Source organism: Streptomyces sp. NBC_00370, from assembly GCF_036084755.1.
Classification (GTDB): domain Bacteria; phylum Actinomycetota; class Actinomycetes; order Streptomycetales; family Streptomycetaceae; genus Streptomyces.
In genome coordinates, this window is the sequence record NZ_CP107968.1 from 4,877,623 (window position 1) to 4,896,717 (window position 19,095).

The 19,095-nt window shown below is 70.2% G+C and carries 20 protein-coding genes; 15 read left to right on the top strand and 5 right to left on the bottom strand.

Features of this window, described 5'->3' with window-relative positions; translation table 11 throughout:
* The first annotated feature begins 55 nt into the window (after positions 1-55).
* The 10 genes from OHS57_RS21780 to OHS57_RS21825 all read left to right on the top strand — a co-directional run bounded on the left by OHS57_RS21780 (position 56) and on the right by OHS57_RS21825 (position 7,974).
* On the top strand, positions 56-1,045 hold the full coding sequence (locus OHS57_RS21780; protein ID WP_443042932.1) for a Rossmann-like and DUF2520 domain-containing protein: 990 nt from the start codon (positions 56-58) through the stop codon (positions 1,043-1,045).
* Entirely contained in the window at positions 1,042-1,935 is an 894-nt protein-coding gene (gene panC / locus OHS57_RS21785) for a pantoate--beta-alanine ligase (RefSeq protein ID WP_328583078.1), read from the top strand. Before OHS57_RS21780 ends, panC begins: the two co-directional genes overlap by 4 nt.
* Positions 1,932-3,698: an L-aspartate oxidase gene (locus OHS57_RS21790; RefSeq protein ID WP_328583079.1), complete on the top strand. Its 1,767-nt coding sequence runs from the start codon at positions 1,932-1,934 to the stop codon at positions 3,696-3,698. The genes panC and OHS57_RS21790 overlap by 4 nt, the downstream gene beginning before the upstream one ends.
* A gap of 2 nt (positions 3,699-3,700) precedes the next feature.
* A complete protein-coding gene (nadC, locus tag OHS57_RS21795) occupies positions 3,701-4,753 on the top strand; it encodes a carboxylating nicotinate-nucleotide diphosphorylase (protein ID WP_328583080.1) in 1,053 nt (350 codons plus the stop codon).
* Positions 4,753-5,550, top strand: coding sequence for a type III pantothenate kinase (locus tag OHS57_RS21800; RefSeq protein ID WP_041986308.1), 798 nt, complete (start codon positions 4,753-4,755; stop codon positions 5,548-5,550). Before nadC ends, OHS57_RS21800 begins: the two co-directional genes overlap by 1 nt.
* Before the next feature lie 144 nt (positions 5,551-5,694).
* On the top strand, positions 5,695-6,225 hold the full coding sequence (locus OHS57_RS21805) for a hypothetical protein (RefSeq protein ID WP_041986303.1): 531 nt from the start codon (positions 5,695-5,697) through the stop codon (positions 6,223-6,225).
* Between the two features lie 14 nt (positions 6,226-6,239).
* On the top strand, positions 6,240-6,404 hold the full coding sequence (locus tag OHS57_RS21810; protein WP_041986299.1) for a hypothetical protein: 165 nt from the start codon (positions 6,240-6,242) through the stop codon (positions 6,402-6,404).
* Between the two features lie 118 nt (positions 6,405-6,522).
* Positions 6,523-6,945: a BlaI/MecI/CopY family transcriptional regulator gene (locus OHS57_RS21815; RefSeq protein WP_078863482.1), complete on the top strand. Its 423-nt coding sequence runs from the start codon at positions 6,523-6,525 to the stop codon at positions 6,943-6,945.
* Positions 6,946-6,955: 10 nt separating this feature from the next.
* Positions 6,956-7,495, top strand: coding sequence for an amino-acid N-acetyltransferase (locus OHS57_RS21820; RefSeq protein WP_328583081.1), 540 nt, complete (start codon positions 6,956-6,958; stop codon positions 7,493-7,495).
* Between the two features lie 143 nt (positions 7,496-7,638).
* The gene (locus tag OHS57_RS21825; protein WP_041986287.1) at positions 7,639-7,974 is read left to right on the top strand and encodes a histone-like nucleoid-structuring protein Lsr2; all 336 of its coding nucleotides are present in this window, start codon (positions 7,639-7,641) and stop codon (positions 7,972-7,974) included.
* On the opposite strand, the gene OHS57_RS21830 is transcribed toward OHS57_RS21825, so the two are convergent.
* Positions 7,953-8,546: an SCO3374 family protein gene (locus tag OHS57_RS21830; RefSeq protein WP_041986285.1), complete on the bottom strand. Its 594-nt coding sequence runs from the start codon at positions 8,544-8,546 to the stop codon at positions 7,953-7,955. The two genes, OHS57_RS21825 and OHS57_RS21830, sit on opposite strands and share 22 nt — an antisense overlap.
* Positions 8,547-8,997: 451 nt before the next feature.
* Between OHS57_RS21830 and OHS57_RS21835 the strand changes: the two genes are divergently transcribed.
* On the top strand, positions 8,998-11,523 hold the full coding sequence (locus OHS57_RS21835; RefSeq protein WP_041986281.1) for an ATP-dependent Clp protease ATP-binding subunit: 2,526 nt from the start codon (positions 8,998-9,000) through the stop codon (positions 11,521-11,523).
* Between the two features lie 95 nt (positions 11,524-11,618).
* Here the strand turns inward: OHS57_RS21835 and OHS57_RS21840 are convergent, their stop codons facing one another.
* Positions 11,619-12,464, bottom strand: a complete 846-nt coding sequence (locus OHS57_RS21840; protein ID WP_328583082.1) for an alpha/beta fold hydrolase — start codon at positions 12,462-12,464, stop codon at positions 11,619-11,621.
* A 424-nt stretch (positions 12,465-12,888) separates the two neighbouring features.
* On the opposite strand from OHS57_RS21840, the gene OHS57_RS21845 reads away from it, so the two are divergent.
* Positions 12,889-13,617 (top strand): M23 family metallopeptidase, encoded by a 729-nt coding sequence (locus OHS57_RS21845; protein WP_041986273.1) that lies wholly within the window; start codon positions 12,889-12,891, stop codon positions 13,615-13,617.
* Here OHS57_RS21845 and OHS57_RS21850 read toward each other — a convergent pair.
* Positions 13,607-14,206: a TetR/AcrR family transcriptional regulator gene (locus OHS57_RS21850; protein ID WP_041986269.1), complete on the bottom strand. Its 600-nt coding sequence runs from the start codon at positions 14,204-14,206 to the stop codon at positions 13,607-13,609. The two genes, OHS57_RS21845 and OHS57_RS21850, sit on opposite strands and share 11 nt — an antisense overlap.
* A gap of 109 nt (positions 14,207-14,315) precedes the next feature.
* Here OHS57_RS21850 and OHS57_RS21855 point away from each other — a divergent pair, with 109 nt between their 5' ends.
* From OHS57_RS21855 to OHS57_RS21865, 3 genes are all read left to right on the top strand, one after another.
* Positions 14,316-15,932 carry an MDR family MFS transporter gene (locus OHS57_RS21855; protein ID WP_328583083.1) on the top strand — a complete coding sequence of 539 codons (1,617 nt, stop codon included), beginning with the start codon at positions 14,316-14,318 and terminating at the stop codon, positions 15,930-15,932.
* A 189-nt stretch (positions 15,933-16,121) separates the two neighbouring features.
* The gene (locus tag OHS57_RS21860; protein ID WP_328585127.1) at positions 16,122-16,499 is read left to right on the top strand and encodes a helix-turn-helix transcriptional regulator; all 378 of its coding nucleotides are present in this window, start codon (positions 16,122-16,124) and stop codon (positions 16,497-16,499) included.
* 62 nt (positions 16,500-16,561) lie between these two features.
* Positions 16,562-17,008 carry a VOC family protein gene (locus OHS57_RS21865; protein WP_328583084.1) on the top strand — a complete coding sequence of 149 codons (447 nt, stop codon included), beginning with the start codon at positions 16,562-16,564 and terminating at the stop codon, positions 17,006-17,008.
* Positions 17,009-17,038: 30 nt separating this feature from the next.
* Here OHS57_RS21865 and cseC read toward each other — a convergent pair whose 3' ends face one another.
* Both cseC and cseB read right to left on the bottom strand, forming a co-directional pair.
* On the bottom strand, positions 17,039-18,358 hold the full coding sequence (cseC, locus tag OHS57_RS21870) for a two-component system sensor histidine kinase CseC (RefSeq protein ID WP_328583085.1): 1,320 nt from the start codon (positions 18,356-18,358) through the stop codon (positions 17,039-17,041).
* A 25-nt stretch (positions 18,359-18,383) separates the two neighbouring features.
* Complete coding sequence (gene cseB, locus OHS57_RS21875) at positions 18,384-19,091, bottom strand: two-component system response regulator CseB (RefSeq protein WP_041986258.1); 708 nt, start codon at positions 19,089-19,091, stop codon at positions 18,384-18,386.
* Positions 19,092-19,095 lie beyond the last annotated feature (4 nt).

The window sequence follows — 19,095 nt, forward strand, 5'->3', positions numbered from 1 at the left end:
CCGTTTCCCAGCCCGGTCCGTGTGCCCAGGAAAGTGCCCTGTGTGCTGGCGTAGCATGGCCAGAAATCGTCCGGTACCCCCCGCGGACTGGAACGGAAGGCCCCGCCGCGTGAACCCCAGAGCAGCACAGGAACCTCTCGATCCCCGGGACCGGCCCGCTCGTCTGACCGTCGGTGTGGTCGGTGCGGGACGGGTGGGGCCGGCCCTCGCAGCGGCGCTGCGGCAGGCCGGGCACCGCCCCGTCGCCGTGTCCGGCGTCTCGGACGCCTCCGTACGCAGAGCGGCGGAGCTGCTGCCCGACGTGCCGCTGGTGACCCCCGCCGACGTGTTCGCACGGGCCGAGCTGGTCCTGCTGACCGTCCCCGACGACGCGCTGCCCGGACTGGTCGAAGGGCTCGCCGAGACCGGCGCCGTACGGCCGGGGCAGCTCCTCGTCCACACCTCGGGGCGCTACGGCGCCCGGGTCCTCGACCCGGCCCTGCGCGCGGGGGCCCTGCCGCTCGCGCTGCACCCCGCGATGACCTTCACCGGCACCTCCGTGGACGTGCAGCGGCTGGCGGGCTGCTCCTTCGGCGTCACCGCCCCCGACGAGCTGCGGCTGGCCGCAGAGGCGCTGGTCATCGAGATGGGCGGCGAACCCGAGTGGATCGCCGAGGAGTCCCGCCCGCTCTACCACGCGGCCCTGGCGCTCGGCGCGAACCACCTGGTCACGCTGGTGGCCCAGTCGATGGAACTGCTCAGGACCGCGGGCGTCGCCGCCCCCGACCGGATGCTCGGCCCGCTGCTCGGCGCGGCCCTCGACAACGCCCTGCGCTCCGGCGACAGCGCCCTGACAGGACCGGTCGCGCGCGGCGACGCGGGCACGGTCGCCGCGCACGTCAGCGAGTTGCGCAAGCACGCGCCCGGCGCCGTCGCCGGCTATCTCGCGATGGCCCGTACGACGGCGGACCGCGCGCTCGCGCACGGGCTGCTCAAGCCGGAGCTGGCCGAAGACCTGCTCGACGCCCTTTCCGACGACGCCCCCGCGGACGGAGACAGCCGATGACCCCCCTCGCACTCGCGCCCACCCGCGCCGATCTGCACCGGCTGCTGGCCGCCGCCGAAGGCCGCGGTCGTACGGCGGCGGTGTTCACCATGGGCGCGCTCCACGAGGGCCACGCCAGCCTGGTGCGCGCGGCGCGCGAAGCCGTCGGGCCCGCCGGGTTCGTGATCGTCACCGTCTTCGTGAACCCTCTCCAGTTCGGCGCGGGCGAAGACCTCGACCGCTACCCGCGGACCCTCGAAGCCGACCTGAAGACCGTGGAGGCGGCGGGCGCCGACGCCGTGTTCGCCCCGCCGGTCGACGAGGTCTACCCGGGCGGCGCCCCGCAGATCACCGTCGCCGCCGGGCCCATGGGGGAGCGCTACGAAGGCGCGTCACGCCCCGGGCACTTCGACGGCATGCTCACCGTCGTCGCCAAACTGCTCCATCTCACCGCGCCCGACGTGGTGTTCTTCGGCGCGAAGGACGCCCAGCAGGTCGCGCTGGTACGGCGGATGGTCGCCGATCTGAACTTCCCCGTCGAGGTCGTCGCCGCCCCGACGGTCCGTCAGGACGACGGGCTGGCCCTGTCCAGCCGTAACCGCTACCTGTCCGACGCCGAGCGGCGGACCGCACTCGCGCTCTCCCGGGCCCTGTTCGCGGGCCGCGACCGGCTCGCGGCGGCGGAGCCGGCAGGACCCGACGCCGTACGGGCCGCCGCCCGCGCCGTCCTCGACGAGGCGGCGGGCGCCGAACCGCCCCTGGACCTCGACTATCTGGCCTTGGTCGACCCGGCCGACTTCACCGAGGCCGCCGAAGGCCACACGGGCGAGGCGATCCTCGCCGTGGCGGCGAAAGTCGGCACCACCCGGCTGATCGACAACATCAGCCTGACCTTCGGAGCCCGCACGTGAACGGAATACGGCTGACAGCGCCCGCACCCGGATGGGCGGTCGACGCGGACGTCGTCGTCGTGGGCTCCGGCGTCGCCGGACTCACCGCGGCCCTGCGCTGCACCGCCGCCGGACTGCGTACGGTCGTCGTCACCAAGGCCCGGCTGGACGACGGCTCCACCCGCTGGGCACAGGGCGGGATCGCCGCCGCGCTCGGCGAGGGCGACACCCCCGAGCAGCATCTGGACGACACGCTCGTCGCGGGCGCCGGCCTGTGCGACGAGGACGCCGTACGGACCCTCGTCACCGAAGGCCCAGCCGCCGTACGCAGGCTGATCGAGACCGGCGCCCACTTCGACCTGTCGGACGCAGGCGACCTCCAGTTGACCCGCGAAGGCGGCCACCACCGGCGCCGTATCGCCCACGCGGGCGGCGACGCGACGGGCGCCGAGGTCTCCCGCGCCCTGGTCGACGCGGTACGCGGCGCCGCGCTCACCACGGTCGAGAACGCCCTGGCGCTCGACCTGCTCACGGACGAGCAGGGCCGTACGTCGGGCGTGACCCTCCATGTCATGGGCGAGGGCCAGCACGACGGCGTGGGGGCCGTCCTCGCCCCCGCCGTGATCCTGGCGACCGGCGGCATGGGCCAGGTCTTCTCGGCCACCACCAACCCCCCGGTCTCCACCGGCGACGGCGTCGCGCTCGCGCTGCGCGCAGGGGCCGAGGTCTCGGACCTGGAGTTCGTGCAGTTCCACCCGACGGTGCTGTTCCTGGGCGCGGGCGCGGAGGGCCAGCAGCCGCTGGTCTCCGAGGCGGTACGGGGCGAGGGCGCCCATCTCGTGGACGCCGACGGGGTGCGCTTCATGCTCGACCAGCACGAACTGGCCGAGCTCGCGCCGCGCGACATCGTCGCCAAGGCGATCACGCGCAGGATGCTGGAGCAGGGCGCCGAGCACATGTACCTGGACGCGCGGCACTTCGGCGCCGAGATGTGGGAGACCCGCTTCCCCACGATCCTGGCGGCCTGCCGCGCGCACGGCATCGACCCGGTCACCGAACCGATCCCGGTGGCGCCCGCGGCCCACTACGCGTCCGGCGGCGTCCGCACCGACCTGCGCGGCCGTACGACGGTGCCGGGGCTGTACGCGTGCGGCGAGGTGGCGTGCACGGGCGTGCACGGCGCGAACAGGCTGGCGTCCAACTCGCTGCTGGAGGGACTGGTGTTCGCGGAGCGCATCGCGGCGGACATCACGGCGTCGTCCGACGGGCACAGCTCACCTGAAGAGCGCCGCTCTTACACAGCAGACGTCACCGGTTCACCCGCCCCGCTGCCCCTCGTCGCCCCCGAGGCCCGGCTCGCCATCCAGCGGATCATGTCCGAGGGCGCGGGCGTCCTGCGCTCCGCCCGGAGTCTGGGCGCCGCCGCCGAGGCGCTGGAGGCCGTCCACCAGGACGTCCCGTACACCGACGGCAAGGCGGCCGAGCCCGGTGTCGACTCCTGGGAGACGACCAACCTCCTCTGCGTCGCCCAGGTGCTGGTCGCCGCCGCCCAGCAGCGCGAGGAGACCCGTGGCTGCCACTGGCGCGAAGACCGGCCCGACCGGGACGACGCGCACTGGCGCCGGCACCTGGTCGTGCGCCTGACGTCCGATCAGGGCCGCGACCAGAGCCAGGCCCAGGGGCTCGTGGTCACCCGTACCGAAGGATCCGGGTTCCCGCCCGTGTCACCCTCCGCCGCACCGTCCCCGTTCACCCTTCCCGCCGACGTCCCCAGGGAGCCGTAACCGTGAGCACGCCCGAAGAAAATCAGCGTCCCGAGCCGGTGGCCGTACCGCTGATCCAGATCGGCGCCCCGGCCGCCTCGGCGTCCGCCGGTGCCTGCGGCGACGGCTGCGCCTGTTCCACCGGCGACGAGGGGTTCAGCCTCGACGACCTGGAGTGCGGCCTCGACCCCGCGCTCGCCCGGCTGCTCGCCGAGGCGGGCCTGGACCCCGTCCAGGTCGAGGACGTCGCGCACGTGGCCATCGAGGAAGACCTCGACCACGGCATCGACGTGACGACGGCGGCGACCGTCCCCGAGGACGCCGTGGCCACCGGCGACTTCACCGCGCGTGAGGCCGGCACCGTCGCCGGGCTGCACATCGCCGAGGCCGTGCTGTCCGTCGTCTGCTCCGACGAGTTCGAGGTGGAGCGGCACGCGGCCGACGGCGACCGGGTCGAGGCGGGCCAGAAGCTGCTCAGCGTCACCACCCGCACCCGCGACCTGCTCACCGCCGAGCGCAGCGCGCTCAACCTGCTGTGCCGGCTGTCCGGCATCGCGACCGCCACCCGCGCCTGGGCCGACGTGCTCGAAGGCAGCCACGCCAAGGTCCGCGACACCCGCAAGACGACGCCGGGGCTGCGCGCCCTGGAGAAGTTCGCGGTGCGCTGCGGCGGCGGGGTCAACCACCGGATGTCGCTCTCCGACGCCGCGCTCGTCAAGGACAACCACGTCGTCGCCGCCGGCGGGGTGGCGGAGGCGTTCAAGGCCGTCCGCGCGCAGTACCCGGACCTGGCGATCGAGGTCGAGGTCGACACGCTCCACCAGGTGCGCGAGGTGCTCGAAGCGGGCGCCGACCTGATCCTGCTGGACAACTTCACTCCGGAGGAGACGGCGGAGGCGGTGGCGATCGTCGACGGCCGGGCCTTCCTGGAGTCCTCGGGACGGCTCGCGCTGGAGAACGCCCGTGCCTACGCGGAGACCGGCGTCGACTATCTGTCGGTCGGCGCGCTCACCCACTCGTCCCCGATCCTCGACATCGGTCTCGACCTGTGTGAAGCGGACGGGACGACGAGCTGATGCTGCTCACCATCGACGTGGGCAACACCCACACCGTGCTCGGTCTGTTCGACGGTGAGGAGATCGTCGAGCACTGGCGGATCTCCACCGACGCCCGCCGCACCGCCGACGAGCTGGCGGTGCTCCTCCAGGGCCTGATGTCCATGCACCCGCTGCTCGGCGACGACCTGGGCGACGGGGTCAGCGGTATCGCGATCTGCTCGACGGTCCCGTCCGTGCTGCACGAGCTGCGCGAGGTGACCCGCCGCTACTACGGCGACGTGCCCGCCGTCCTGGTCGAGCCCGGCATCAAGACGGGCGTGCCGATCCTGATGGACAACCCGAAGGAGGTCGGCGCCGACCGCATCATCAACGCGGTCGCCGCCGTCGATCTGTACGGCGGTCCCGCGATCGTCGTCGACTTCGGTACGGCGACGACGTTCGACGCGGTCAGCGCCCGCGGCGAGTACGCGGGCGGTGTCATCGCGCCCGGCATCGAGATCTCCGTCGAGGCGCTCGGCGTCAGGGGCGCCCAGCTCCGCAAGATCGAGCTGGCCAGGCCGCGCAGCGTGATCGGCAAGAACACCGTCGAGGCGATGCAGTCCGGCATCCTGTACGGCTTCGCCGGGCAGGTCGACGGGGTGGTCGCGCGGATGGCGCGCGAGCTGGCCGACGACCCCGACGAGGTCACGGTCATCGCGACGGGCGGGCTGGCCCCGATGGTGCTGGGCGAGGCCTCGGTGATCGACGAGCACGAGCCGTGGCTGACCCTGATCGGGCTGCGCCTGGTGTACGAGAGGAACGTCGCCCGGATGTGAGCGGGGTGGGCGCTGTGCGAGCCGGGGGCCGGTGCGAACCGGGAGCCTGTGCGAGCCGCGCCCACCAATGAACGTTAAACGGATTTTGTCCGGTTCGGTGCGTAAGGTCGCCGCATGCCCACGCCATACGGATTCCGCGGCGGCATGGCGTTCGGCGCTGACGAGCTGCGTGTGCTCCGACGCGCCCTCGCTGTCGCCCTCGACCCCGCCCCGCTTCCTGACGACGCCGTACGGGACTGTCTGACGCTCGCCAGGTCCGTCGACGAGGCGGACCAGGAGGCAGGCCGGCTGCGCGCGTTCCTCGTCGCCGACCTCGCGAGGTACCGCGCCGCCCTGCCCGGCTCGCTCAGCGGCTATCTGGAACTGCTTCAGGACGCGCTGGCCGTCGGCTACCAGGCCCGGCCCGACGACCTCGCGGCGCTGCGCGCCCTGCGCGGCAACCCCGCGGCCGCCGCACTGCTGGAGCGGTGCCGCGCCGCCCGGGTGCTGACGCTCGTCGGGGCGGCCGAAGGGCCGCACAAGCCCGAGCAGCCCGAGCCGAAGGAACCGAACCGGCCGGACGGGCCGAAGCCGGGGGAGCGCCCCGCGCCCGGCCGTCCGATGCCCAAGCCGTCCGAGGTCTTCCCGCCACGCCGCCGTCCGGCGCCCCCGCCGGAGGAACTGGCCGCGGGGTAGCTAGTCTGGTCGGTATGGACTATGTATCCGCGCTTGTGCCCCCCGTGGTGATGGCTACTTTCTTCATCTTCCTGGTCCGGACGATCGTCAAGAGCCAGGGCGGCCCGAACAAGGCGAAGGAAGACGCCGCGGTCGACGCGGCGATCGCACGCGCGGAAGCAGCCGCCCAGCAGAAGTGAGCCGCGGGCCGGCTCGGGGACGTACGACCGGCGCCGGTCGTACGTCCTTTTTGTGCTGTCCGCGCCGTCTGTGCGGTGGATAACTGGCTATTCGGACATCTCGCACTAGGGTGACGGTGTGCCCCGTCAATTGGGAGACCTGGAAGACGCCGTCATGACTCGCGTCTGGCAATGGAACCGTCCGGTCACCGTCAGGGAAGTCCTCGAAGACCTTCAGCGGGAACGGTCCATCGCCTACACGACCGTCATGACCGTAATGGACAATCTCCATCAGAAGGGCTGGGTGCGCAGGGAAGTCGACGGCCGCGCCTATAGATATACGGCGGTCTCCACCCGCGCCGCCTACGCGGCGGCTCTCATGAACGAGGCATGGGGGAAGAGTGACAACCCCGCGGCCGCGCTAGTCGCCTTCTTCGGCATGATGTCGGCCGAGCAGCGCACGGCTCTGCAGGACGCCGTGCGTATGGTGCGCGTCGAACCGGAAGAGGATCCGGAAGCCGGGGACGAGCCCGCCGACGGGGGAGCGGACGCGGGGCGATAGCGTCCCGGTCATGTCCTCAGTGCTTCCGCTTCCCAATGCCGCCGCAAATGCCGTCACCGTCCGGCGCGCCAGGACCAGGGATGTACCCGCTGTCCGCCGACTCGTCGACGCTTACGTGGGCGAAGGCATCCTCCTCGACAAAGCGCCGGTGACCCTTTACGAGGACATCCAGGAGTTCTGGGTGGCGGAACGCGACGAGGACGCGAGTGTCATCGGCTGCGGAGCCCTTCATGTGATGTGGGAAGACCTCGCGGAAGTGCGCACGCTGGCGGTGGATCCTGCGGTCAAGGGCCTCGGAGTGGGCCATCAACTGCTGGACAAGCTGCTGGAGACGGCACGCTGGCTCGGAGTGCGCCGGGTATTCTGCCTCACCTTCGAAGTCGACTTCTTCGGCAAGCGCGGGTTCGTGGAGATCGGTGAGACACCTGTCGACCGAGATGTCTACCGGGAGCTGCTGCGTTCCTATGACGAGGGTGTTGCCGAGTTCCTGGGTCTCGAACGAGTGAAGCCGAACACCTTGGGCAACAGTCGGATGCTTCTGCACCTGTGACAGCGGAACCTACGGGATCCCTATGTCCGAATCGCGCACGTTTCCCGTCTTCTTGCGCCTCTGAACCTCTGCCGAGGGTTTGTGTTTTTCGGAGAAAAGCGGTTTCCTTTCCGCGTACTGCATTTTCGATGAAAGGAAATCCGGTGGCACAGAAGGTTCAGGTCCTTCTTGTCGATGACCTCGACGGCGGCGAGGCGGACGAGACCGTCACGTTCGCGCTCGACGGCAAGACCTACGAGATCGACCTCACGACTGCCAATGCGGACAAGCTCCGTGGGCTGCTCGATCCTTACACCAAGAGTGGCCGCCGTACCGGTGGCCGTGCGGCGGGTGGCCGCGGGAAGGGCCGCGTCGCCACCGGTGGGAACAAGGACACCGCGGAAATCCGCAAGTGGGCCAAGGACAACGGCTACAGCGTGAACGACCGCGGCCGTGTTCCCGCCGAGATCCGCGAGGCTTACGAGAAGGCCAACGGCTGACCATTCGCACGAATATTTCCGCCGGAGAGCAGTCGGGCCCGGTGGCACTCCGTCGCCGCCGCGTCCACGAGTCGTACGAGATCGGGGGCACCCCCACCCCTGCCCCCGCTGCGAGCGCCGTCACCGAACGGCGCCAGGACCGGCAGTGCCGGTACCACCTCGCGTCCAGGCTCGGGGGGCCGCACCCATACGGCGGCCCCCTGCGCGGCGGCGTACGGCCACCGCGGCGGCGTGGGCGCCCGCATCAGCCCGCCGGCGCCCAGCGCCGTGAGACCCAGCTCGATGCCGCCCCACTCCAGCCAGCTGAGCAGTCCGGGCAGCTCCTCCGCGCTTCCCGCCGCCACCAGGAACCGCAGCAGCCGCCGGTCGCCGCTGAGCGCCACCGGGCCCGTGCGGCCGATTCTGCGCAGGACGGCCGCGCCCGCACCGGCCGGCATCTCCAGGACGTCGAAACTCAGCCCGGTTCTCAGCCGCAGCGGGGAGCCTTCCCGCGCCGCCCAGCCGAGTTCGTGCTCGTACCACCGCGCCGCGCCGTCGAGCGGGCCGCGCGGATGCGGGACTGTGGAGGCCATACCCCCAGCAACTCCCGATCGCGGCGCGGAGTTACGCTGTGTCGGCGACCGTTCGCACTGAGTATCCGGTATTGGGGCGTGCGGGAGCATTCGGGAGTGCAATGGTGTTCGCCCGTAGCGGAGGGAAACCGTGCGCGCCGCATGGACTGTCCGTGCTTGCGGGTAAGACATTCCTAGTGGGGAGGGGCGACACGCTGTCCCGGGCGTCTCACGTTCGCCATCGGCGTAGTGATGGTGAGGGTATGTGGCTGGCCTGGGGGAACATCGTCTCGCACCATCAGGTTGGAGCTGTTGTCAGCTGTTCGGGATGAACGTCCCTTGTCGTAGCGTGGGTGTTCCGGACGGATCCGGCAGTTGGAATGAGCGGTCCCCGCTTGCGGGACTAAGCTGCGGAAGGACAGGGAGGGGACCGACCCCTTTACTGCCTGACCGCTCTGAGGAGCGATTAACGATGTTCGAGAGGTTCACCGACCGCGCGCGGCGGGTTGTCGTCCTGGCTCAGGAAGAAGCCCGGATGCTCAACCACAACTACATCGGCACCGAGCACATCCTCCTGGGCCTGATCCACGAGGGTGAGGGTGTCGCCGCTAAGGCCCTGGAGAGCCTCGGGATTTCGCTCGAGGCGGTCCGCCAGCAGGTGGAGGAGATCATCGGTCAGGGCCAGCAGGCCCCGTCCGGGCACATCCCCTTCACCCCCCGTGCCAAGAAGGTCCTGGAGCTGTCGCTCCGCGAGGCCCTTCAGCTGGGCCACAACTACATCGGCACGGAGCACATCCTGCTCGGCCTGATCCGCGAGGGCGAGGGCGTCGCAGCCCAGGTCCTCGTGAAGCTGGGCGCCGATCTCAACCGGGTGCGGCAGCAGGTCATCCAGCTGCTCTCCGGATACCAGGGCAAAGAGGCCGCCACAGCCGGCGGTCCTGCCGAGGGCACGCCCTCCACGTCCCTGGTCCTCGACCAGTTCGGCCGGAATCTCACCCAGGCCGCTCGTGAGTCCAAGCTCGACCCGGTCATCGGGCGCGAGAAGGAGATCGAGCGGGTCATGCAGGTGCTGTCCCGCCGTACGAAGAACAACCCCGTGCTCATCGGCGAGCCCGGCGTCGGCAAGACGGCGGTCGTCGAAGGCCTCGCACAGGCCATCGTCAAGGGCGAGGTGCCCGAGACCCTGAAGGACAAGCACCTCTACACGCTGGACCTCGGCGCGCTGGTGGCGGGCTCCCGCTACCGCGGTGACTTCGAGGAGCGGCTGAAGAAGGTCCTCAAGGAGATCCGCACCCGCGGCGACATCATCCTGTTCATCGACGAGCTCCACACCCTGGTGGGTGCGGGCGCCGCCGAGGGCGCGATCGACGCCGCCTCGATCCTGAAGCCGATGCTGGCCCGTGGCGAGCTGCAGACGATCGGTGCCACGACGCTCGACGAGTACCGCAAGCACCTGGAGAAGGACGCGGCCCTTGAGCGCCGTTTCCAGCCGATCCAGGTGGCCGAGCCGTCGCTGCCGCACACGATCGAGATCCTCAAGGGTCTGCGCGACCGTTACGAGGCGCACCACCGCGTGTCCATCACGGACTCCGCGCTGGTCGCCGCCGCGACGCTGGCCGACCGGTACATCTCGGACCGCTTCCTGCCGGACAAGGCGATCGACCTGATCGACGAGGCCGGCTCCCGGATGCGTATCCGCCGGATGACCGCGCCGCCGGACCTCCGCGAGTTCGACGAGAAGATCGCGGGCGTGCGCCGCGACAAGGAGTCGGCGATCGACTCCCAGGACTTCGAGAAGGCAGCCTCTCTCCGCGACAAGGAGAAGCAGCTGCTGGCGGCGAAGACCAAGCGCGAGAAGGAGTGGAAGGCCGGCGACATGGACGTCGTCGCCGAGGTGGACGAGGAGCTGATCGCCGAGGTCCTGGCGACGGCCACCGGCATCCCGGTCTTCAAGCTCACCGAGGAGGAGTCCTCGCGGCTGCTCCGCATGGAGGACGAGCTCCACAAGCGCGTCATCGGCCAGAAGGACGCCATCAAGGCGCTCTCGCAGGCCATCCGCCGTACGCGAGCGGGTCTGAAGGACCCGAAGCGCCCCGGTGGCTCGTTCATCTTCGCCGGCCCGTCCGGCGTCGGTAAGACCGAGCTGTCCAAGACGCTCGCCGAATTCCTCTTCGGCGACGAGGACGCGCTGATCTCCCTCGACATGTCGGAGTTCAGCGAGAAGCACACGGTTTCCCGTCTCTTCGGTTCGCCCCCCGGTTACGTGGGCTACGAGGAGGGCGGCCAGCTCACCGAGAAGGTCCGCAGGAAGCCGTTCTCCGTCGTTCTCTTCGACGAGGTCGAGAAGGCCCACCCCGATATCTTCAATTCCCTGCTCCAGGTTCTGGAGGACGGTCGCCTGACCGACTCCCAGGGCCGGGTCGTGGACTTCAAGAACACGGTCATCATCATGACGACCAACCTCGGGACCCGGGACATCTCCAAGGGGTTCAACCTGGGCTTCGCCGCCCAGGGCGACACCAAGTCGAACTACGAGCGGATGAAGAACAAGGTCAACGAAGAGCTCAAGCAGCACTTCAGGCCCGAGTTCCTCAACCGTGTCGACGACACGATCGTCTTCCACCAGCTCACCGAGGAAGACATCATCCAGATCGTCGACCTTGAGGTCGCCAAGGTGGACGAGCGTCTGAAGGACCGGGACATGGGCCTTGAGCTCAGCCCGGCCGCGAAGTCGCTCCTCGCCAAGAAGGGTTACGACCCCGTGCTGGGCGCCCGGCCGCTGCGCCGGACCATCCAGCGCGAGATCGAGGACTCGCTCTCCGAGAAGATCCTCTTCGGGGAGCTGCGCCCCGGCCACATCGTGGTCGTGGGAGCCGAGGGCGAGGGCGAGGCGGAGAAGTTCACCTTCCGTGGCGAGGAGAAGTCGGCCCTGCCGGACGCTCCTCCGATCGAGCAGGCGGCCGGCGGTGCCGGACCGAACCTGACCAAGGAAGCGTGACGCTCGCTCCGAGCTGAACGACTGAAGGGGCTGCCCCGGACCGTACGGTCCGGGGCAGCCCCTTTTCCGCTGTGCCCAGGTGCCTCGCGGCGCGCTCAGGCCGGCAGTACCCCGTCGGCGAACGACCGCAGGTCGGCGGTCAGCCGGGCGGCGTGCGTGGCGAACATGCCGTGGCCGCCGTTCTCGTACACCCGCAGGGCCGCGTCGGGCAGCAGCTCCGCCGACCTGCGCCCGGTGAATTCGATCGGCGCCGAGGTGTCGTGCGTGCCGTGCAGGACCAGGGCCGGCAGGCCGATCTCCGGGAGCTCCGGCGTCAGATCGACGCTCGCTCCGATGTCCTGCATCGCGAGCCCGGCCCGCAGGGTGGAGACGGCGCAGCGTCCCACCATGTGCCGCACGTACGCGGGGGAGACCTCGTTGCCGGGGAGGTGGGAGGCGAAGAAGGAGTCGGCGCCGCTCTCGAAGAAGTCCAGCCTGTCCCGGCGGAACCAGTCGCTCGACGCCCGTAGCTCGGCGGGTGTCATCCCGTCGGGGTTGGTGGCCGATGCGGCCAATCCGGGGGCGATGCTCGCCACCAGTGCCAGCCTGGCCACCCGCCCGCGCCCGCCGTACCGGGTGAGGTAGCGGACCGCTTCGACGCCGCCCATGGAGTGGCCGACCAGGGTGACCTCCCGCAGATCGAGCAGGTCCAGCAGGGCGGCGACGTCCGCGGCGAGCGTGTCCAGGTCGAAGCCGTCCCAGACGTCGTCCGAGCGGCCGTGCCCGCGCCGGTCGATGCCGACGCAGCGGTGGCCGGCCTCGGCCAGCGGGACGGTCTGCCGCTCCCACATCTCGGAGCCGAGGTAGTTGCTGCTCAGAAAGACGGTCGTGGGGCCGTTCCGCGGTCCGTGGTCGATGTAGTGCAGCCGGCTGTCGTCGGTCGGCGTGGTGAAGTACGGCATGGTCCTGGCCCTTCCCGTTCGGCTCCGTGGGGCTCCGGTGCGGGATCCATCCTGCGGCGGGGCATGTCCGGGGTCGATTACGCCGCGGGTAATGCGGGGGCGGGGAAATGCGCCGGGCGACAGGTAAGGCCCTTGGTCCCGAATCGGACAGCCTTAGTGCCCGGCGGCCGTGACAAGGCGCACAGGCGTTTTCCGCGCTACTAGCCGGAATAGTGCCGCATGTTTGGCATTTCGCATTAATCGGTGCATTCGATGCGCCGCATGGACGCGTGGTGGCGGCGTCAAGGGCCGGACTGCCGTGACCACGGCTACGACGCCATGTCGTAGATGGGCGTTTTGGGGGGAGATGGGCGGCCGGGTTATCAAGGTGTGGTCAGCCCGGCTTCCCGTGCCGGGTCCATTCTTGCCCGGAGGTTCATTCCGTATGTCGCAGCGCACACAGTCCCGTTCTTCCCGCTCGTCCGTCATGCGTACCCGCGCCGTTGTGCTGGCCGCAGGACTGGGTGTGGCGATGGCGTCCGGGGCCGGGGCCGCGTTCGCAGCGACCGGCAGCGATGCCGGCGCCGGCGCCGCCTCGCTCGGTAAGGTGTCCAACGTTTCGGCCGCTTCCGACATCTCGGCCGTCACCGCCGTACAGAAGCAGGCGGACGCGCAGGCCACGGCCGCCGTCCACGCCAAGCAGGCCAAGGTCGCGAAGGCGGCGGCGGTGAAGAAGGCGGCGGCGAAGAAGGCCGCTTCCTGGATCGACCCCGTCTCGAAGTACCAGCTCACGGCGAAGTTCGACGACGCGGGCAACCGCTGGGCGCACAAGCACTCGGGCCAGGACTACGCGGTGCCGATCGGCACCCCCGTGCACGCCGTGCACACCGGCACCGTCGTGAAGGCGGGCGGCAACGGCGCGGGTGACGGTCCGGCCTACGGCAACGCCGTCGTGATCAAGCACTCGAACGGCAAGTACTCGCAGTACGCGCACCTGTCGAAGGTTCAGGTGCACATAGGCGAGCAGGTCAAGACGGGCGAGCAGATCGCCCTGTCCGGCAACACCGGCAACACGACCGGCCCGCACGTGCACTTCGAGATCCGGACGACCCCGAACTACGGCTCGGCGATCAACCCGGTCACGTTCCTGCACTCCGTCGGCGTCAAGGTGTGACGCTCGGATCCGAGCCGGACCGCTGGTAGGCCTGGCTGATCAATTCGATGGCGACCTCAAGGATGGCATTCCGCTTCTCCTCGGGGTCGCCTTCGACGTCCCGCAGGGCGAACATGCCCGCGTGCATCGTGAAGAGCGCCGACGAGCAGCGGACCCGGTCGATCAGTGAGGGTTCCGGGACCAGCAGCAGACTGGCGAGCCCCATCATGCGGCCCTTGAAGGTCTCGCCGATGCTGAGGTCGCGTACCTCGGCCTGGTTCTCCTGCATGAACCGGAACAGCGGTGTCGCGCCCTGCAGCGCCTCGCTGTAGCGGCGCAGGATCTCCTGCTTGGCCTCCAGCGTCTGGGGCTGTTCCTTCGCCCAGGCGATCAGCTCGTCGAGCGGCCGCGCCAGGTCCTCGAACAGGCTGACCAGGATGTCTTCCTTGGTCTTGAAGTGGTAGTACAGCGCCGCCTTCGTGACGTCGAGCCGTTCGGCGATCTCCCGCAGCGAGGTCTTCTCGTACCCCTGCTCCACGAACAGTTCCAGGGCCACGTCCTGGATCCGCCGGCGGGTGTCCCCCCTACGTGGGTGCTGCGTGCTGCCCATGCGACTCTCCTGAGAATTACTTACTTGACGCCCGGCTAGTACGAGGCTACCTTCCCAGTGTAACCAACTTGCCGGGCGGCAAGTAAGTTCCAGGAAACGAGTGGGGACCATGACTTCTACGGGGAAGCTGTCGAAAGACAAGCCGGCCAAGGCCGAACCTCAGCCGCGCAGCGTACGGGTCGTACTGCTGGCGCTGATGATCGCCATGCTGCTGGCCATGCTGGACAACATGATCGTCGGCACCGCGATGCCGACCATCGTCGGTGAGCTGGGCGGACTGGAACATCTGTCCTGGGTGGTAACCGCGTACACCCTGGCGACGGCGGCGTCGACACCGATCTGGGGCAAGCTCGGCGACCTGTACGGCCGCAAGGGAGTCTTCCTCACCTCGATCGTGATCTTCCTGATCGGCTCCGTGCTGAGCGGTATGGCACAGAACATGAACGAGCTGATCGGCTTCCGGGCCATCCAGGGCCTCGGCGCGGGCGGTCTGATGGTCGGCGTCATGGCGATCATCGGTGACCTCATCCCGCCCCGCGAGCGCGGTAAGTACCAGGGCATGATGGCCGGCGTGATGGCCCTCGCCATGATCGGCGGACCGCTGGTCGGCGGCACCATCACCGACCACCTCGGCTGGCGCTGGAGCTTCTACATCAACATCCCGCTCGGTGCCGTCGCGCTGATCATGATCACGACCGTGCTGCACCTGGAGAAGAAGGACCGCTCCAAGGTCAAGGTCGACTATCTCGGCGCGGGCCTGCTGACCGTCGGCATCACCGCCATCGTGCTCGTCACCACCTGGGGCGGCACGCAGTACGACTGGTCGTCCGCGATCATCATGGAGCTCATCGCGCTGGGTGTCGTCGCCCTCATCGGCTTCGTCGTCGTCCAGACCAGGGCGCCCGAGCCGATCATGCCGCTGCACATCTTCCGCAGCCGCAACTTCACCGTCATGTCGCTGATCGGATTCGTGACCGGCTTCGTGATGTTCGGCGCGACGCTCTTCCTGCCGCTCTACCAGCAGGCGGTGCAGGGCGCCTCGGCCACCAACTCCGGTCTGCTGCTCCTGCCGATGCTGCTGGCGATGATGGTCATCTCGCTGATCGCGGGACGCGTCACCACCAACACGGGCAAGTACAAGATCTTCCCGATCCTGGGCGGCGGCCTGATGGTCGTCGGTCTCTACCTGCTCTCCACGATGGACACCGACACCAGCCGGCTGACCTCCGGCATCTACATGGCGGTGCTCGGCGCGGGCATGGGCTTCCTGATGCAGATCACGATGCTCGTCGCGCAGAACAGCGTCGAGATGAAGGACATGGGCGTCGCCTCCTCGTCCACGACCCTCTTCCGTACGCTCGGCAGCTCCTTCGGTGTCGCGATCATGGGCGCGCTGTTCACCAGCCGCGTGCAGAACGAGATGGCCGCCAGCGCCCACGCCGCAGGACAGGGCGCACCCGCGCTCCAGTCGGCGCAGCTGGACGCGGCGAGCCTGGCGAAGCTGCCGGACGCGATGCGCGAGGCCTACCAGCACGCGGTGGCGGTCGGTACGCACGCCTCGTTCACCCTGGGCGCTGCCATCGCCGTGATCGCCTTCGCCGCCGCCTGGTTCGTCAAGGAGACCCCGCTCAGGGGCGCCGCCCCCAAGCCCGCCGCCACCGACGGCGCTGCCCCGGCGGCAGCGGCCACGGCCACGGCCGACGGCAAGGTCTCCCAGTCCGCCTGACACCCCTCCCCACTCCTGACGGCCCCCGGCGCTGAGCGCCGGGGGCCGTTGTCAGTGGTGCGTGCCACCATCGGAACCATGGGGAGCACGGGAGCGGGCGGGGGCGCGGGTGCGGGGGTGGGCGCGGGTACGGCGCCGGGGCTCGCGCATCTCGCCCATCTGCGGCAGCTGCGCCGGGCCAAGGACGCCATGGACCGGGACTGGGCCGAGCCGCTCGACCTGGCCGCGGTGGCCGCCCACGCCGGCTACTCGCGCTACCACTTCGTGCGGGCCTTCAAGGCGGTCTACGGGCAGACGCCCGGCCGCTATCTGTCCGCCCGGCGGGTCGAGCGCGCCGAGGAGCTGCTGCGGTCGGCCAACCTCACCGTGACGGAGATCTGCGCGCTGGTCGGCTTCGGCAGTCTCGGCAGCTTCACGACGCTGTTCAAGCGGCAGACGGGGTGCACCCCCGGTGAGTACCGCGCGAAGCACGCGGGACGCGGCGCCGCGCTGATACCGGGGTGCTACGCGATGCTGTGGGCCGGCGGGTTCCCCGGCAGGGACCGCAATTCTGAAGAAGCCGGCTGACGGACCCGGCGCCTACGGTGGCAGCACGGCCGTACAGGACCGCCGAATCCGAGGAGCGCGTCATGATCAAGGGTCTCGCCATCGCCACCGTCTGGGTTCTGGACCACGACAGGGCGAAGGAGTTCTACACGGAGAAGCTCGGCTTCGAGCTGCGCACCGACATGACCATGGGTGAGGGCGGCATGCGCTGGCTCACCGTCGGCGCCAAGGACCAGCCGGACGTGACGCTCACCCTGATGGTGCCCGGCGCCCCCGCCATGGACGAGGAGTCGGCCGAGGCGGTCAGGAAGCTCGTCGCCAAGGGCGTCCTCGGCGCGGGTGTGCTGGCCACCGACGACATCCACGGGGACTACGCGACGCTCAAGGCGCGCGGCGTCGAGTTCCTGCAGCCGCCGCAGGAGCGCCCGTACGGCACGGAGGCGATCCTGCGCGACGACTCGGGCAACTGGTTCTCCTTCACCCAGGCCCGGCAGAGCGGCGATCTGGACCTCGACAAGGAATGGTCCTAGCCACCGTCGCGGTACGGCGGCGAGGGCACGTCACGGCTGGTCGGGGAATTTGATCATCGGGAAGCTGCCGGTGTTCGTGGGTGCGTGTTCCGGCAGCCAGAGCACCGCGACCGCGCCTCCCGGCTCGCCCGGTTCGGCCTCCAGGCTCTCGGGCCCGGCGTTGCGGAAGGTCAGCCGTGCGCCGAGGACCCGCGCCTGGCCGGCCGCGATGGTCAGCCCCAGGCCGTGGCCGTGGCCCGCGCGGTCGGTCGCGCCCGTACGGAACCTGCTGGGGCCCTCGCGCAGCAGCGCGTCGGGGAAACCCGGGCCGTGGTCCCTTATCCGGACGACCCGGCCCTCGACGGTCACCTCGACCGGCGTACCGCCGTGCTTGGCCGCGTTGGCCAGCAGATTGCCCAGGATGCGTTCGAGCCGCCGCGGATCCGTGTTGACGAACGAGTCCTGCACCAGCCGGATCGTCACCGCGGGGTCCAGCGTCGCCACCCGGCGCGCCACGAACTCGCCGAGGGCGATCTCCTGCAGCTCGGCACGTTCCGAGGCGCTGTCGAGCCGGGCCACCTCCAGGACGTCCTCGACGAGGGTCCGCATCGCCTGCGCCCGGTCACGCACCAGCTCGGTCGGGCGCCCCGGCGGCAGCAGCTCGGCCGCCGTGAGCAGACCCGTCACCGGCGTGCGCAGCTCGTGCGCGATGTCGGCGGTGACCCGGCGCTCCGCCTCGATCCGTTCGTTCAGCGCATCGGTCAGCGCGTCGACGGCGCCGGCCAGATCGTCGGTCTCGTCGCGCACGATCCCGCCGACCGCGTCACCGACCCGTACGTCCGTGTTGCCCTGCGCGACCCGGCCCGCCGCTGCCGCCGCCTTCCGCAGCCGCCGCGAGAGCTGGCCGCCGATCAGCACGCCCAGCGCGCAGCCACCGAAGACCACCGAGACCGAGCCGATGAGCAGCGCCCGGTCCAGGTCCGTCATGATCGCCGTGGACCGTCCGGCGAACCTGCTGTGCAGCGACAGCACCGCGCCGTTGCCGAGCGGGACGGCCGCCCAGACGTCGGGGCCGCCGCCGGTGTCCTGGACATAGGTGGCGCGGCGGCCGTGCCGCGTCTTGTCCTGGAGGTCCCGGGGCAGCGCCGGGTCGTTGATCTTCGTGTTGAACTTGGCGTCCTTGGTGGTGTCGTACATCCGCTGCGCGAACAGCAGCCGCTCCAGCTGCACCTCGCGCGCGTTGTCGAGCATCGAGACACGGGCCGCGTTGTGCACCACGAGGCTCAGCGCCGCCGCGACGAGCGCGCCGACGACGGCGATGGCGATGCTGATCTTCCACCGGACCCCGGTGCGCAGGGCGAGTCGCTTCATATGAGGAGCCGCATCAGGAGTCGCTTCATGCCTTGAGCTTGTAGCCGAAGCCGCGGACGGTCTCGATCCGGTCCTGGCCGATCTTCGTGCGCAGTCGCTGTACGTGGACGTCCACGACGCGCGTGTCACCGCCCCAGCCGTAGTCCCACACGCGTTCGAGCAGTCTGTCACGCGAGAAGACCGTGCCGGGCGCGGCGGAGAACTCCAGCAGCAGCCGCATCTCGGTCGGCGTCAGCGACACCGGGCGGCCGGCCCTGCGGACCTCCATGCCCTCCGTGTCGATCTCCACGTTCCCGAAGGTCAGCACGCCGCCCCTGGCGCCGGGCTCCGGCTGCCGGTCCTGGCCGGGCGCGGGTCCGCCGGCATGGCCGAACCGGCGCAGCACGGCGCGGATCCGGGCGACCAGGACGGCGCCGTCGAACGGCTTCGTCACGTAGTCGTCGGCCCCGGCCTCCAGGCCGAGCACCACGTCGATCGAGTCGGCGCGCGCCGACAGCATGATCACGGGCACCGTCGACTCGTCGCGGATCCGCCGGCACAGGCTGACCCCGTCGAGCCCCGGCACCATCACGTCGAGCAGGGCGATGTCGGGCCGGTCGCTGCGGAAGGCGTCCAGGCCGGCGAGTCCGTCCTGGACCGCTGTGACCACGAAGCCGTCGCGCTCCAGCGCGAGCTGGGTGGCTTCGCGGATGACGTCGTCGTCCTCGACGAACAGGACATGGGTGTCGGCCATTGCC